Here is a 13,740-nt window from a genome sequence, read left to right as displayed (position 1 = left end):
GCCTTCCTGCCGTCTGAATCGCCGCTCACCTTATGCCAGCCGGCGCGGGCTGTCCCCCGCGCCCTCTTCTCTCGCCACGTAGCCGCTAAGCCCTCAACAACGTCAGCGTCGCATCCGCCACGCGCGCCAGCAGCGTCCTCGCCTGTTCAAACGACTGAATATTGGTGTAGCCAATCACCAGGCCATAGCGCTTTTGCGTCTGCGCGTACCAGCCCGACAGCGGCCGCACGTACAACGCCTGCTGCGCCCACAGCGTCGCCAGCGCTACGTCCTGCGTGCCGCGCCGCAGAAATGCCACGATGTGCATACCGCCGTCGGTCAGCTCAAAGGTAAACAGCCCCGGAAAGCTGGCTTCGATGGCCTCCAGCATCATGCGGCGGCGCTGCTGATACAGGATGCGCATCTTCTTGATGTGGCGATAAAAATGCCCTTCGCTGAGGAACTGCGCTAGGATTTTCTGCGGCAGCAGCGGCAGGCCGGTTTCCAGAATCTCGCCCAGCTCGCCGAACTGCGCCAGCGTGTGCTGCGGCATCACCAGATAGCCGATGCGCATCGCCGGCATCATGGTTTTACTGAAGGTGCCGGTGTAGATCACCCGGTCGTGCACATCCAGGCTCTTTAGCGCCGGAATCACCTTACGCGTGTAGTGAAATTCGCCGTCGTAATCATCCTCAATGATCCAGCTGTCATGCTGCTGCGCCCACGCCAGCAGCTGATGTTTGCGCGGCAGCGACAGGCTGACCGCCAGCGGGCTCTGGTGCGTTGGCGTCACCACCGCAAAGCGCGCGTCGGCGTGATAGCGCAGCAGATAATCCACGTCGACGCCCTGCCCATCCACCGGCACATAGTGCAGGTTGGGTGCGATGCGCTTCAGCAGCTGCTGGCCGAAGAAGTAGCCGGGATCTTCGAACAGCACTTTGTCGCCCGGCTGCGCCAGCACCGCCAGAATCAGCCGCAGATTGGCGCGGTAGCCGCTGGTGATAAAGATCTGCTCCGGCTGGCAGTTGAGGCCGCGCGAAATGTTCAGGTAGCTGGCGATGGCCGCCCGCAGCGGCGCATATCCCATCACCGGCGGTATCATCATCTCGTCCGGTCGCAGGCTGCGCGCCGCTTTCGCCGACAGCAGCCGCCACTTTTTGTGCGGAAACTCGTCCAGTGCCGGGATGCCGAGCCGCAGCTCGCCTTTGCCCTCGGTCACCGGCAGCAGCGCGGGCGTCGTCGCCGGTGCGCGCGGTGGCGTAGCTGCGCTCGCCAGCTTCAGCTGCGGATTAACACGCGTGCCCTTCGCGCCCTGGCTGACAAAATAGCCTTCGCCGATGAGGATCTCATAGGCGGCCTCCACCGTTTTACGCGCCACCTGCAGTTCGCCCGCCAGCACGCGGATCGCCGGTACGCGATCGCCCGGCCAGAGCTGTCCGGCAATAATCTGCTGCCGGAAGCGCTGGTAAATCTCTTTGTAACCCACGCGTCACTCCTTTCTCAGCCACGGCGCTATGTCCTACCTGTTTTCACGCGTAATGGCCCTGTTCGCTCAGACATAGCAGTTTAAGATGCAGGCATTCCCCCCGCAATACGGATGACAGCCATGAAGATTGTGCATTACGCCACCGCAGAACAACTCGCGCGCTGCTACCCGCTGATGCGTGCGCTGCGCGGGCGGCTGGCGGATGAGGCGCCGTTTATCGCCCAGGCGCAGCGTCAGCAGGCGCAGGGTTATCGCCTCGCCGGTATCGAACATCAGGGACAGCCGGCGGTGCTGGCCGGTTATCGCCTGCTGGAGAATTTTATCCACGGCAGCTTCTGCTACGTCGATGACCTGGTGAGCGATCCCGCGCTGCGCGGTCAGGGCTTCGGCGCCGCGCTGCTCGACGGCTTAGCGGTGCTGGCGCGTGAGTACGGCTGCCACCGTATGGTGCTGGATACCGCAATCAGTAACACCCGGGCGCAGGCGTTTTATCAGCGCTGTGGCTATCAGGCGCTCGGCCTGCATTTTTATCGCTCTATCGTATGAGGAATCACTGCATGAATGTGCTGCACATTAAAGTCAGCCCGGATCTGGCGGGATCGGCGTCGCGCATCGCCTCAGCGCGTCTGATCGAAAAGCTGCGCAGCCGCCATCACGATCTGCACGAGACGGTGCTGGATCTGGCGCAACAGCCGCTGCCGCATCTGGATGCCTTTACCATCAGGGCTTTTTTTACCCCACCGGAGGCGCGTGATGAAGCGCAGCGTAACGCCATTCGCACCTCGGAACAGCGGGTGGATCAGCTGTTTGCCTGCGACACCCTGGTTATCTCATCGCCGATGTGGAACCTCGGGCTACCGTCAGTGCTGAAAGCCTGGTTCGACCATATTACCCGCGCCGGCCGCACCTTCGCCTTTACGCCCGAAGGCACCAAAGTCGGGCTGGTGAGCGACAAGAAAGTTTACTGCGTGATGGCCAGCGGCAGCGTGTTTGCCCACGGGCCCTTTATGCAGGATGACCAGTTCACGCCGTACGTGCGCGCGGCGCTGGCGTACATCGGCATCAGCGATGTGCAGTTTATCCGCGTCGACGGCACGCACGACCCGCTCAGCCGTGCCCGCGCGTTACCCGAAGCACTCGAAACCATTGAACGTCTGTTCTGACGGAGGAAAATCATGACTCAACGCGTTAACCATTTCAAAACCACCCCGGCGCTGGCCAAAGCGATGTCAGATCTGTCGAATAGCGTCGCCAGCGCGTCGCTGGAGAAGTCGCTCAGGCATCTTGTGGATATCCGCGCCTCGCAGCTCAACCACTGCGCGTTCTGCCTCGATATGCACATCAAGCAGGCAGCGATTGACGGCGAGCACGAGCTGCGGCTGCACCATGTGGCGATCTGGCGCGAGTCGCCGCTGTTCAGCGCGCGGGAGAAAACCGCCTTTGCCCTGACCGAAGCGCTGACGCGCATTGGTGAGCACGGCGTTGACGAGGCGCTGTACGGCGAGCTGCGCGCGCACTTCTCCGAGGTGGAGATCAGCGAGCTGACCTTTAAGATCGCGGTGATCAATACCTGGAACCGGCTGATGATCCTGTCGCAGATGGCACCCGGCGCGCTCGACAGCGCTTACGGGCTGGATCGTGCTGATTTGCGGTAATTTTTATCGTCAGTGGCTGCGGCTGCTGGCGATAGCATGTTTTTCTGCGCGCCCTGACGCTATAGTGAAGTTTTGCACCACACAGGACACCGCGCATGAAAGGCATCAACATTGCGATTTACTTCGATCCCGACCTGATTCGCATCTGCGTTCACCAGCCGGATGACAGCTACCTCAGCCAGACGTTTCATTACGCCGACAGCGTGATTGAGGAGATTTATCAGTGGCTGGAGCAGTTCACGCCGGGTCGCACCCACATTTGCCTGATTGAGCATGACACCGCCGATATCCTCGCCGATGAGCTGGTGGACAACGGTTATCACGTGCATCAGGTGAGCCAGCATGCGCTGCTCAGCTGGTTCGCCAGTGAACCGCCCACCACGCCGGACGGCTCGCCGGTGCGCGCGCTGCTGCGCTATCTGGAGAACGAGAAGCCGGCAGAGTATCAGTCACGCACGCCGCAGATTGAAGCGCTGATGGAGTTGCTGGATGAGCTGGACGATCTGGAAGGCGTAGAGAGCGAGGAAGATGAGGATAACCTGCCGGATAACGTGCTGCGCCTGATGAAGCAGAAGAAAATCAGCGCCAGCGACGCCGCCCAGCGCCTGCTGCCAGACGTGAATGAACGCATTCGCGAGCATCTGATTCATTATCCCGAGCTGATGACGCCGGATCTGCTGGAAGATTTTTTCCCCGAGCTGCTGGAAGCGATGGAAACGCCGAAGCATTGATGCTGTCCAGGTGCGCATGAATGCGCACTCTACGAAAAAAACGGTGCACAGGGTACTGTAGGGTCGCCATTCATGGCGACCGTTGCGCTGGCAGCTGCGCGCATAAATGCGCACCCTACGAAAAAAACGGTGCACAGGATACTGTAGGGTCGCCATTCATGGCGACCGTTGCGCTGGCAGCTGCGCGCCTGATATTAACCAGGGAATAAATCATGCTGGAACTGTTCAAAGCCATTGGGCTCGGCCTGGTGGTGATTTTGCCGCTTGCTAACCCGTTAACCACCGTGGCGCTGTTTCTCGGCCTCGCGGGTGACATGAACTTTCAGGAACGCAATCGCCAGGCGCTGCAGGCGTCGATCTACGTGTTCCTGATTATGATGGTCGCCTGGTATGCCGGTAACGCGGTGCTGCACACCTTTGGCATCTCGATTCCCGGCCTGCGCATGGCCGGCGGGCTGATTGTCGCCTTTATCGGCTTTCGCATGCTGTTTCCCGCCAAACCGGTCGGGCATTCGGTGGAGGCCAAACACAAGCTGGATGAACTCGACGCCAGCGACGATCCGCGCGAAACGGTGAATATCGCCTTTGTGCCGCTGGCAATGCCGAGCACTGCCGGACCGGGCACCATCGCGATGATCATCAGTTCGGCCTCAACGGTGAAAGCCGGCGTCGATTTCCCCGCGTGGGTGGTAGCCATCGCGCCGGTGCTGACGTTCCTGGCGGTGGCGGTGATTTTATGGATTTCGCTGCGCAGCTCCGGCGCCATCATGAAGCTGGTCGGCAAAGGCGGCATCGAAGCGATTTCGCGCCTGATGGGGTTTTTACTGGTGTGTATGGGCGTGCAGTTTGTCATCAACGGCGTGCTGGAAGTGGCGCACACCTTTCATTAAACAATAAAAAATCGCACCGTACGGTAGCGGTGCGATTCATCGCGCAATGCCCGCCATCTCGCGACGCCGGGCATTGCCATCAGGACAGCGCGCCAGGTCGCGCCGCTACGTTTTAGTGCAGCGTTTTCCGCACATCCGCCACCTGTTCTTTCGTCACTGCCGGCGCGTGGTTGCTCCAGCCCTGACGAATAAAGGTGGCCAGCTGCGCCACTTCATCATCGGTCAGACGATACGCAAACGGCGGCATCGCCAGCGTCGACGGCGCTTTCTCCGTTGAGGGCTGCTGCGCACCGGCCAGAATGGTGTGAATCAAGCCGCTGGGGTCCTGCGCATTGACGATAGTGGCCTGATCCAGCTCCGGGAAGATCCCCGGTGCGCCTTTGCCGGTGACAAAGTGACAGGCACCGCAGTTGTCGAGATACAGACGCTCGCCTTCTGACAGATTCTTCGCCGCCGTCAGCTTCGCCTCGGTCTTCTGCTGCGCCTGCACGTCATACGCCTGCAGCGGCGGATTGCCGCCGAGGAACTTGAGGTAAGCGGCAATCGCTTGCAGATCGGCATCCGTCATGTGCGAGCTGGAGTGCTCCACCACCGACGTCATCTCGCCGCCCACCGCGGCTTTATCGTTACGTCCGGTTTGCAGATAATCGACAATCTCCTGCTCGCTCCAGCGTGGCACACCGCGCAGCGACGGCACCTCCCAGTTATTCAGACTGCCGCCGGCGAGGAAGCGATCGTCGCTGCTGTCCAGCGCCTTCTCGTTCATGCCGATGCCGCGCGGCGTGTGGCAGCTGCCGCAGTGGCCGAGGCTTTCCACGATGTAAGCACCGCGATTAACCTCCGCTGACGCGCCGCCAATCGGCTGGAACGGCTTGTCAGAGGTAAACGCCCAGTTCCAGAAACGCATGCCCCAGCGCTGGCTGAACGGGAAGCTCAGCTTTGTTTCCGGCGGCTGTTCGCTGTCCGGCTTCACGCCCTGCATGAAGTAGACGTACAGCGCGTGCAGGTCTTCATCGCTGATTTTGGCGTAATCCGGGTACGGCATCGCCGGGTAGAGGCGCGAGCCGTCCGGCAGCACGCCTTTGCGCACCGCGTCCGAGAACTGCTGCTCGCTGTAGTTGCCGATGCCGTGCTGTTTATCCGGCGTGATGTTGGTGGAGTAGATGGTGCCGAGGTTCGACTCAATTGCCAGCCCGCCGGCATAATCCGCTTTGCCCGCCACGGTATGGCACGCCATACAGTCGCCAAGGCGCGCCAGATACTCGCCCTTTTTAATCAATGATGCGTCATCTGCTGCCTGCGCCTGCACCGCACAGCTGCCCAGCAGCACCGCGTGAGCGATTAACAATGATTTTAATTTCATGTGCTTATGCCTGTACCAGTGGGCCGGGATTCTGCAAATAGTGCTCTTTGATAGCCTGCGCCGCCATCAGGGTAATCGCGCCGATGGTGTCGGTCGGGTTCGCCTGGAAGTTCTGCGGGAAGGCGTTACCGCCCGGCACAAACACGTTGTGCACATCCCAGCTTTGCAGGTACTTGTTCAGCGCCGAGGTTTTCGGGTTGTCGCCCATCACCGCGCCGCCCACGTTGTGGGTAGAGACGTATTTGGTCAGGTCAAAGTCAGCGCCCATCGGCAGGAAGCTCATGCTCATGCTGTCCGGATTCAGCTCTTTGGCGATGTCGCCAACGATACCTTTCAGGTGCTGCTGCAGCTTGAGCTCGTTCTGTTTCCAGTTAAAGGTCATGCGCAGCAGCGGCTGACCGCGATGGTCGGTATAGTGCGGATCCAGATCCAGATAGATATCGCGGTACGACTGGCAGGTGGTGGTAATACTGATCTTCATCGAATGGTTGTACCACTGCTCCAGCCCCTCTTTGTACCCCATGCCCCAGCTCGGTGTGCCTTTCGGCAGCGCGGTGCCAATCGGCGTACCGGTTGCCTGCGAACTGTGGATTTTGGCGCCGCCGAGGAAGCCGAGTCCCGGACCGTCGAAGTTGCCAGGCGAGATGTCGTTAAACATCTGACCGGTCGCGCCAGCGGTGGCGAAAGCATTGAAGTTCTTGTCTTTGAAGAACAGCGTGGCGCCGCCGTTGGAGAGAAACGCATAGTTACGCCCGACGACGCCCTCTTCGGTGATCGGGTTGTAAGGCTTACCGATGCCGGACAGCAGCATCAGGCGCACGTTGTACAGCTGGAAGCTGGAGAGCACCACAATCTTCGCCGGCTGGAACACTTCGTTGCCGTCAGCGTCAAAATAGAGCACGCCCTTCGCAGTTTTGCCGTCGTCGTGCAGCACCACTTTGTACACTTCCGCGTGCACTTCATAGGAGAAGTTCGGCATGCGCTTCAGCGCGTCCATCACCGCCGTCTGCGGTGAGGCTTTTGAGTAGTTCAGGCATGGATATTTCGAGCAGTAGCCGCAGTAGTTGCAGGGAGCGATCTGGTTGCCGTACGGGTTTTTCCACGCGCGTGAGACGCAGGCTGAGGGGTTCGGGAACGGGTGATAGCCCAGCTTCTTCGCTGCCTCTTTGAACATCACGTTGTTCAGCGTATCGTCCAGCGCCGGCAACGGATACGGCTCAGAACGCGGGCCTTCAAACGGATCGCCGCCTTCCAGAATTTGCCCGCGCAGGTTGCCGGTGGTGCCCGACTGGCCGCAAATCAGCTCAAACTTGTAGAAATACGGCTCGATCTCATCCCAGGTGAACGGGAAGTCCATCACGCGCATGTCATCCTGCAGGATGCCGGGCTTATAGGCCTGATCGACGTAGGTTTTCAGTTTGATATCGGTGGGCGTGGGGCGAATCAGTACCGCCGTCCAGTGCATGCCCGCGCCGCCGACGCCGGTACCTGGAGCAAATGCGCCCCATTTACGGGTTGGCAGCGCCGTCTGGTCCATGTTGTAACGCACGGTGACCGCCACTTCTTTTGGCGTGGCGAACACTTTGTTGCGCACGTTATAGGCGTACTCATCGGCCGGTTTCGGGTAAGCGAAATCCGGGTAGTCGCGCTCGCCGCCGCGCTCAAGGGCGCGCACGTCCAGTCCGGCCATTGCCAGCTCGATGCTCATCAGCGAGCCGGCCCAGCCGAGGCCGCACACCACGACGTCGACTTCTTTCTTTGTAATCTGTGCCATGTTTTTCTGTCTCACATACCAAATACGGGGATTCAGGCGCGTTCGCCCATCAGGCTGACCGGTCCGAGCGTATACGGCACGTTGTGCTGCTTCACCCACTCGGTGAAGCTGGCGCGTGCCCCCGGGAAGCCGATGGCGATCCAGGCTTTCATGCCTTTGTTGCCGCCGTACATCGGGTCAGCGAGGTAGCCGTGTTTGGTATCGGAAAGCAGCTGGCTGAAGAACTGCGAGGCTTTCAGGTTCGGTTCGCCCAGCGCGGCGAAGTCGATACCGTCGTTTTTATTCACTTTGGTCAGCACCGCGTCTTTCTCTGCCAGCGTCAGCTGAGAGAACGCTTTGTGGTAGGTGCTCTGCGTCCACTGCTCCACCAGTTTGATGCCGGTGCGATACATCTGCTGCGGCGTGAACGGGATCTGATAGCCCATGGTGGCGGGCGCGTGCACGTCAAACGGCCCCTGCAGGTAGATCTCTGCGCCGAACTCCGGGCTATGCAGCTGCTGGTCAATGAAGATCGGCACATTGGTTTCCAGCGCACCCGGCGCTTTGCCGTTGCCACCGGCGGGGATCAGGCGATCGGTCGCGGCCAGAATAAATTGCCACTCCTCAGCGCTAAAAAAGATCGGTTTATAGTCGGCAAGGTCCGGTGCTGCCATTTCCGCAGCCTGGGCTGCAGTCAGTCCTTTTAAAACCAGGTCGCTTAATGGCAAAGCCAGCAACGACCCAAGTAAAAACTTACGTCTGGTGGTCGGTTTTTCTAAAAGCATGGCGCGACGACTCTCACTTGCTAAGAAAGGAAATTATTTTTGTTAATAGATTTATAAATCGGCAAACAAGCTGGCAATCTTATGGATACAGATATTTCAGGATGTAAGCATTAAATTATAAATGTGTTTTGATGAGAAACCATCAACCTGTTGAAAAGTCGCCAGGCGCTGTGGACGCGCTTTCGCAGCGGGAATTGCGCTTTTAACCGTACAAATGCCAGGAAATTAGCGCCAGAGACTGGGCAAATGACTGAAACAAATCGGCGTGAGAAATAGTCGCTCAGCTTAATTAATCAGAAAAAATCATACTTCCATACCAGAGCTTATGCTTATCAATAACCGCTTATTGGCTGAATGCGCAACGTCTGAGCGATTTATTTCCTGAATATGACAGCGCGCGCACAAAATAACCGATTAGTTAATTGCCGGTATTAATTGTTATTTCCGGCACAGCTCAGAACAAACCGGCATTTAGCCAGCAGCGCGACAGCGATAAAGTCGTCGCATCAATTACTCAGGATAATCATGATGCGAGCACTCTTATTGTTCTTCACCTTATTCAGCAGCGCCTTTGCCCTGCAGGCCGCCACGCCAAAAGACACACTGGTGGTGGCCGTGCCGCTCGACGGCATTATCAGCTTCGACCCGGCAGAAAGTTTTGAGACCGTCAGTAACAGCGTGCAGCGCAACATTTATCAGACGCTGGTAGAGGCCGATCGCGATGCGCCACAAAAACTCGCGCCGCTGCTCGCCACCTCATGGCAGCCCGGCAGCACGCCTCACAGCCTGGTGTTCAATCTGAAACCGGATGCGCATTTCGTCAGCGGTAACCCGGTGACCGCGCAGGACGTGGTGTTTTCGCTGACGCGCGCGGTGCAGCTCAACAAAGCCCCGTCGTTTATTCTCGCTGAGTTTGGCTGGACGGCGGACAACATCGCCAGCCAGCTGCGGGTTGTGAACGATCATCAGCTGGAGATTCAGTGGCCGGCGCAGATTGGTCAGGATCTGGCGCTGCGCCTGCTGACCGCGCCGGTGGCCTCGGTGGTGGACAGCAAAACCGTGCAGCAGCACATCATCGCCAACGACAGCGGCAACGGCTGGCTGCACACTCATTCCGCGGGCAGCGGCGCATTCAGCATCCAGCAATATGTGCCGCAACAGGCGCTGGTGCTGAGCGCAAATCCGCACGCCAGCCCGCAGCCGCAGCTGCAACGCATCCTGCTGAAAGGCGTGGCCGATGCCGGTGCGCGCCGCCTGCTGATTCAACAGGGCGATGTCGATGTGGCGTACCAGCTGGGCCCGGACCAGATCGATGCGCTGAAAAACGACCAGCAGCTGCGCATTGAAGCCTTCCCGTCGAGCCTGGTCTATTACCTGGCGTTTAATACGCAAAACAAAGCGCAGCCGGCGCTGGGTAACCCGGCGCTGTGGCAGGCGGCGCGCTGGCTGGTGGATTACAACGCCATTTCACGCGATCTGCTGAAAGGCCAGTACCGTATTCACCAGAGCTTCCTGCCGCAGGGCTTTGATGGTGCGCTGGAGAATCAGCCGTTCCATTATGATGTGGCCAAAGCTAAAGCGATCCTGGCGCAGGGCGGTATCAGGCCCGGCAGCAAATTCTCGCTGACGGTGATCAATCAGCCGCCGTACATCGACGTGGCGCAGGCGCTGCAGGCCAGCTTTGCCAAAGCCGACGTGCAGATTGAGCTGCAGCCGGTGGCGGAATCGGAACTGTGGGGCAAAATGCGCGGACGTGATTTCCAGTCGATCTTTATTTACTGGGGCGCCGACTATGTGGATCCGAATACCAACGCCAGCGCCTTTGCCTATAACGTGCCGGGCGGCTCGAAAACGCTGGCGTGGCGCGTCGGCTGGGAGATTCCCGAACTGAGCGCGCAGACGCGCACCGCAGCCGGTGAGAGCGACGCCAGCCAGCGCCGCGCGCTGTATACCGCGCTGCAACAGCGCGTACAGCAGGATTCGCCGTTCGTGGTGATGCTGCAGGGCGCGCAGCAGGTGGCGGTGCGCAATAATGTCAGCCACGTGCAGCAGGGCATCGGCGTGAGCCTGCTGTTTTTCGATGCGGTAGAGAAGAGGTAGGTCGGTACGCGCTGCCCCTCATTCCAGCCTTCTCCCGCCCGCGGGAGAAGGAGCCGATCGCGCGGGCAGCAACCGGAACTCCCCTTATTTTTCACCCAAATATCCCTCTCTCTCCCGCGCACCGCTTGCTATTCTTTGAGTCATTACGCAATGCCGGAGAGCGCAACCATTATGACTACCCCACTGCTGATCGCCCAGACGCCTGACCTTCAACTGCATCTGCTGCCCGCCATGGCTAACCGTCACGGACTGATAACCGGCGCGACCGGCACCGGTAAAACCGTGACGCTGCAAAAGCTGGCAGAATCCTTCTCCGCCATCGGCGTGCCGGTGTTTATGGCCGATGTCAAAGGCGATCTTTCCGGCATTGCGGCCGCAGGCGACGGCTCGGAAAAGCTGCTGGCGCGGCTGGCGAAGATTGGCGTCACCGACTGGCAGGCGCAGAAAAATCCGGTGATGCTGTGGGATATCTTCGGCCAGCAGGGCCATCCGGTGCGCGCAACGGTGTCCGATCTCGGCCCGCTGCTGCTGGCGCGGCTGCTCAGCCTTAACGAGGTGCAGTCCGGCGTGCTGCAAATTATCTTCCGTATCGCCGACGATCAGGGCCTGCTGCTGCTGGACTTCAAAGATTTGCGCGCCATGACGCAATACATCGGTGATAACGCCAAAGCGTTTCAGACGCAGTACGGCAATATCAGCAGCGCCTCGGTGGGCGCCATTCAGCGCGGCCTGCTGGCGCTGGAGCAGCAAGGGGCTGAACACTTCTTTGGCGAACCGATGCTGGATATCCGTGACTGGATGCGCTGCGACGCTGACGGCAAAGGCTTCATCAATATCCTGGCGGCGGAAAAGCTTTATCAGCAGCCGAAACTCTACGCCACCAGCCTGCTGTGGCTGCTGGCGGAACTGTATGAACAGCTGCCGGAAGCCGGCGATCTGGACAAACCAAAGATGGTGTTCTTCTTTGACGAAGCGCATCTGCTGTTTAACGACGCGCCGCCGGTGCTGCTGGAGAAAGTGGAACAGGTAATTCGCCTGATTCGCTCGAAAGGCGTTGGCGTGTACTTTGTCACGCAGAATCCGGCGGACATTCCGGATAATGTGCTGGGTCAGCTGGGTAACCGCGTGCAGCATGCGCTGCGTGCCTTCACGCCGAAAGACCAGAAAGCGGTGAAAAGCGCCGCCGAAACGATGCGCGCCAACCCGGCGTTTAATACCGTGGAGGCGATTCAGGCGCTGGGCACCGGCGAGGCGCTGATCTCCTTCCTCGATGAGAAAGGCAGCCCGTCGATGGTGCAGCGCGCCATGGTGATCGCGCCGGGCTCGCGCATGGGGCCGGCCACTCCTGATGAACGCAACAGCCTGATCAACCATTCGCCGCTGTATGGCAAATACGACAGTGCCCTCGATCGCGAATCGGCGTTCGAAATGTTGCAACAGGGCGTGCAGGCCGCGCCGCAGCAGGCCGATGCGCCGCCCAGTAAAGGCAATGGCGTGGCGGTGGATGACGGCATTCTGGGTGGGCTGAAAGAGATTCTGTTCGGCAGCACCGGGCCGCGCGGCGGCAAGCGCGACGGCGTGGTACAGAGCGTGGCGAAAAGCGCGGCGCGCCAGGTGACCAATCAGATCATCCGCGGCGTGCTGGGCAGTCTGCTCGGTGGACGCCGCCGTTAATCGCCCTCTGCTATGATCGTGGTATGGATAAATATCAACAATTAAAACGGAGCAAGCGTCTGGCCCTGTCGCTGCTGCTGATTGCCGCCGCGACCTTTGTCGTGACGCTGTTTCTGCCGCCCACGTTCTGGGTACTGGGGCTGAAGGCGATTGCCGAAGCGGCGATGGTCGGCGCGCTGGCCGACTGGTTTGCGGTGGTGGCGCTGTTTCGTCGCGTGCCGGTGCCGTTTATCTCGCGCCATACGGCAATCATTCCACGCAACAAAGATCGCATCGGCGAGAATCTTGGCCGCTTCGTGCAGGAGAAGTTTCTCGATACCGATTCGCTGCTGGCACTGATTCGCCGCCACGATCCGTCACAGCTGCTGGCGCAGTGGCTCAACACGCCGGGCAACGCCGATCGCATTGGCCGCCACCTGCTGCAGGTGATGCGCGGTTTCCTCGATCTCACTGACGATCAGCGTATTCAGCGCTTTTTGCGCCGCGCGGTGCATCGTGCACTGGATAAGGTCGATCTGACCCAGTCCAGCGCGCTGCTGCTGGACAGCCTGACCAAAAACAATCGCCATCAGGAGCTGCTGGACGCTGCGGTGCAACAGCTGCTGCGTCTGCTGCACAAACCCGGCACGCGCGAGTTTATCGCGCTGCAGATTGTGCGCTGGCTGAAACGCGAACATCCGATCAAAGCCAAAGTGCTGCCAACCGAATGGCTGGGCGAACACAGCGCCGAGCTGGTCGCCAATGCGGTGGATTCGATTCTGGATGAAGTGGCACGCGACCAGGGCCACGAATTTCGCCTCGGTTTTAACCGCGCGGTACAGCGCCTGATAGAGCGACTGAAAAACGATCCGGAGATGGCTGAACGGGCTGAGACCATCAAACACTGGCTGAAAGAGGATGAGTCGTTTAACCGTTATATCGGCGAGCTGTGGCAGGACCTGCGCCGCTGGCTGAAGAGCGACCTCAACAGTGACGATTCGCGCGTGCAGGAGCGGGTGCGGCTGGCGGCGCTGTGGCTGGGCGAAACGCTGGCCGCCGATGAAGCACTGCGTACCTCAATGAATCAGCATCTGGAAGACGCTGCGCGCAGCGTCGCGCCGGAGTTTGCGGCGTTTCTCACCCGCCATATCAGCGATACGGTGAAGAGCTGGGATGCGCGCGAGATGTCGCAACAGATTGAGCTGAACATTGGCCGTGATTTGCAGTTTATCCGCATCAACGGCACGCTGGTGGGCGGTACCATTGGCCTGGTGCTGTTTTTGCTGTCGCAGCTGCCGGGCTGGCTGCAGACGTTGCGCTAACGGTGCGGGCATCGACCTGGTCG

The 13,740-nt window shown here is 59.8% G+C and carries 12 protein-coding genes; 8 read left to right on the top strand and 4 right to left on the bottom strand.

Annotated features, from left to right (window positions below):
* Nucleotides 1-85: 85 nt before the first annotated feature.
* Nucleotides 86-1,465 (bottom strand): PLP-dependent aminotransferase family protein, encoded by a 1,380-nt coding sequence (locus F3J36_RS21315; RefSeq protein WP_166720534.1) that lies wholly within the window; start codon nt 1,463-1,465, stop codon nt 86-88.
* Between the two features lie 120 nt (nt 1,466-1,585).
* On the opposite strand from F3J36_RS21315, the gene F3J36_RS21310 reads away from it, so the two are divergent.
* The 5 genes from F3J36_RS21310 (at nt 1,586) to F3J36_RS21290 (ending at nt 4,741) form a co-directional block, all read left to right on the top strand.
* On the top strand, nt 1,586-2,011 hold the full coding sequence (locus F3J36_RS21310) for a GNAT family N-acetyltransferase (protein WP_166720533.1): 426 nt from the start codon (nt 1,586-1,588) through the stop codon (nt 2,009-2,011).
* 11 nt (nt 2,012-2,022) lie between these two features.
* The gene (locus F3J36_RS21305; protein ID WP_166720532.1) at nt 2,023-2,628 is read left to right on the top strand and encodes an FMN-dependent NADH-azoreductase; all 606 of its coding nucleotides are present in this window, start codon (nt 2,023-2,025) and stop codon (nt 2,626-2,628) included.
* Nucleotides 2,629-2,640: 12 nt separating this feature from the next.
* Nucleotides 2,641-3,120, top strand: coding sequence for a carboxymuconolactone decarboxylase family protein (locus F3J36_RS21300; protein ID WP_021506730.1), 480 nt, complete (start codon nt 2,641-2,643; stop codon nt 3,118-3,120).
* A gap of 95 nt (nt 3,121-3,215) precedes the next feature.
* Nucleotides 3,216-3,851, top strand: coding sequence for a hypothetical protein (locus tag F3J36_RS21295; RefSeq protein WP_166720531.1), 636 nt, complete (start codon nt 3,216-3,218; stop codon nt 3,849-3,851).
* A gap of 212 nt (nt 3,852-4,063) precedes the next feature.
* Nucleotides 4,064-4,741 carry a MarC family NAAT transporter gene (locus F3J36_RS21290; RefSeq protein WP_021506728.1) on the top strand — a complete coding sequence of 226 codons (678 nt, stop codon included), beginning with the start codon at nt 4,064-4,066 and terminating at the stop codon, nt 4,739-4,741.
* Between the two features lie 112 nt (nt 4,742-4,853).
* On the opposite strand, the gene F3J36_RS21285 is transcribed toward F3J36_RS21290, so the two are convergent.
* From F3J36_RS21285 to F3J36_RS21275, 3 genes are read right to left on the bottom strand one after another with little or no spacing between them, the layout of a single operon-like run.
* Nucleotides 4,854-6,104 carry a cytochrome c gene (locus F3J36_RS21285; protein WP_021506727.1) on the bottom strand — a complete coding sequence of 417 codons (1,251 nt, stop codon included), beginning with the start codon at nt 6,102-6,104 and terminating at the stop codon, nt 4,854-4,856.
* A gap of 4 nt (nt 6,105-6,108) precedes the next feature.
* A complete protein-coding gene (locus F3J36_RS21280) occupies nt 6,109-7,878 on the bottom strand; it encodes a GMC family oxidoreductase (RefSeq protein WP_021506726.1) in 1,770 nt (589 codons plus the stop codon).
* A 32-nt stretch (nt 7,879-7,910) separates the two neighbouring features.
* Nucleotides 7,911-8,642, bottom strand: coding sequence for a gluconate 2-dehydrogenase subunit 3 family protein (locus tag F3J36_RS21275; protein WP_166720530.1), 732 nt, complete (start codon nt 8,640-8,642; stop codon nt 7,911-7,913).
* Between the two features lie 525 nt (nt 8,643-9,167).
* Here F3J36_RS21275 and F3J36_RS21270 point away from each other — a divergent pair.
* The 3 genes from F3J36_RS21270 (at nt 9,168) to F3J36_RS21260 (ending at nt 13,717) form a co-directional block, all read left to right on the top strand.
* The gene (locus tag F3J36_RS21270) at nt 9,168-10,742 is read left to right on the top strand and encodes an ABC transporter substrate-binding protein (protein WP_371742072.1); all 1,575 of its coding nucleotides are present in this window, start codon (nt 9,168-9,170) and stop codon (nt 10,740-10,742) included.
* Nucleotides 10,743-10,913: 171 nt separating this feature from the next.
* Complete coding sequence (locus F3J36_RS21265; RefSeq protein ID WP_166720529.1) at nt 10,914-12,416, top strand: helicase HerA-like C-terminal domain-containing protein; 1,503 nt, start codon at nt 10,914-10,916, stop codon at nt 12,414-12,416.
* A 23-nt stretch (nt 12,417-12,439) separates the two neighbouring features.
* On the top strand, nt 12,440-13,717 hold the full coding sequence (locus F3J36_RS21260; RefSeq protein ID WP_166720528.1) for a DUF445 domain-containing protein: 1,278 nt from the start codon (nt 12,440-12,442) through the stop codon (nt 13,715-13,717).
* Nucleotides 13,718-13,740: the final 23 nt, after the last annotated feature.

Source organism: Pantoea sp. Cy-640, from assembly GCF_011752635.1.
GTDB lineage: Bacteria > Pseudomonadota > Gammaproteobacteria > Enterobacterales > Enterobacteriaceae > Pantoea > Pantoea dispersa.
Note: the sequence above shows the minus strand (reverse complement) of the source record. Positions and strands in the feature narration are given on the sequence as shown.

Bases quoted from the DNA above. Each gene is read 5' to 3' on its own strand.
- F3J36_RS21310 (WP_166720533.1), top strand. From the start codon at position 1,586: ATGAAGATTGTGCATTACGCCACCGCAGAACAACTCGCGCGCTGCTAC.
- F3J36_RS21305 (WP_166720532.1), top strand. From the start codon at position 2,023: ATGAATGTGCTGCACATTAAAGTCAGCCCGGATCTGGCGGGATCGGCG.
- F3J36_RS21300 (WP_021506730.1), top strand. From the start codon at position 2,641: ATGACTCAACGCGTTAACCATTTCAAAACCACCCCGGCGCTGGCCAAA.
- F3J36_RS21295 (WP_166720531.1), top strand. From the start codon at position 3,216: ATGAAAGGCATCAACATTGCGATTTACTTCGATCCCGACCTGATTCGC.
- F3J36_RS21290 (WP_021506728.1), top strand. From the start codon at position 4,064: ATGCTGGAACTGTTCAAAGCCATTGGGCTCGGCCTGGTGGTGATTTTG.
- F3J36_RS21285 (WP_021506727.1), bottom strand. From the start codon at position 6,104: ATGAAATTAAAATCATTGTTAATCGCTCACGCGGTGCTGCTGGGCAGC.
- F3J36_RS21280 (WP_021506726.1), bottom strand. From the start codon at position 7,878: ATGGCACAGATTACAAAGAAAGAAGTCGACGTCGTGGTGTGCGGCCTC.
- F3J36_RS21275 (WP_166720530.1), bottom strand. From the start codon at position 8,642: ATGCTTTTAGAAAAACCGACCACCAGACGTAAGTTTTTACTTGGGTCG.
- F3J36_RS21270 (WP_371742072.1), top strand. From the start codon at position 9,168: ATGATGCGAGCACTCTTATTGTTCTTCACCTTATTCAGCAGCGCCTTT.
- F3J36_RS21265 (WP_166720529.1), top strand. From the start codon at position 10,914: ATGACTACCCCACTGCTGATCGCCCAGACGCCTGACCTTCAACTGCAT.
- F3J36_RS21260 (WP_166720528.1), top strand. From the start codon at position 12,440: ATGGATAAATATCAACAATTAAAACGGAGCAAGCGTCTGGCCCTGTCG.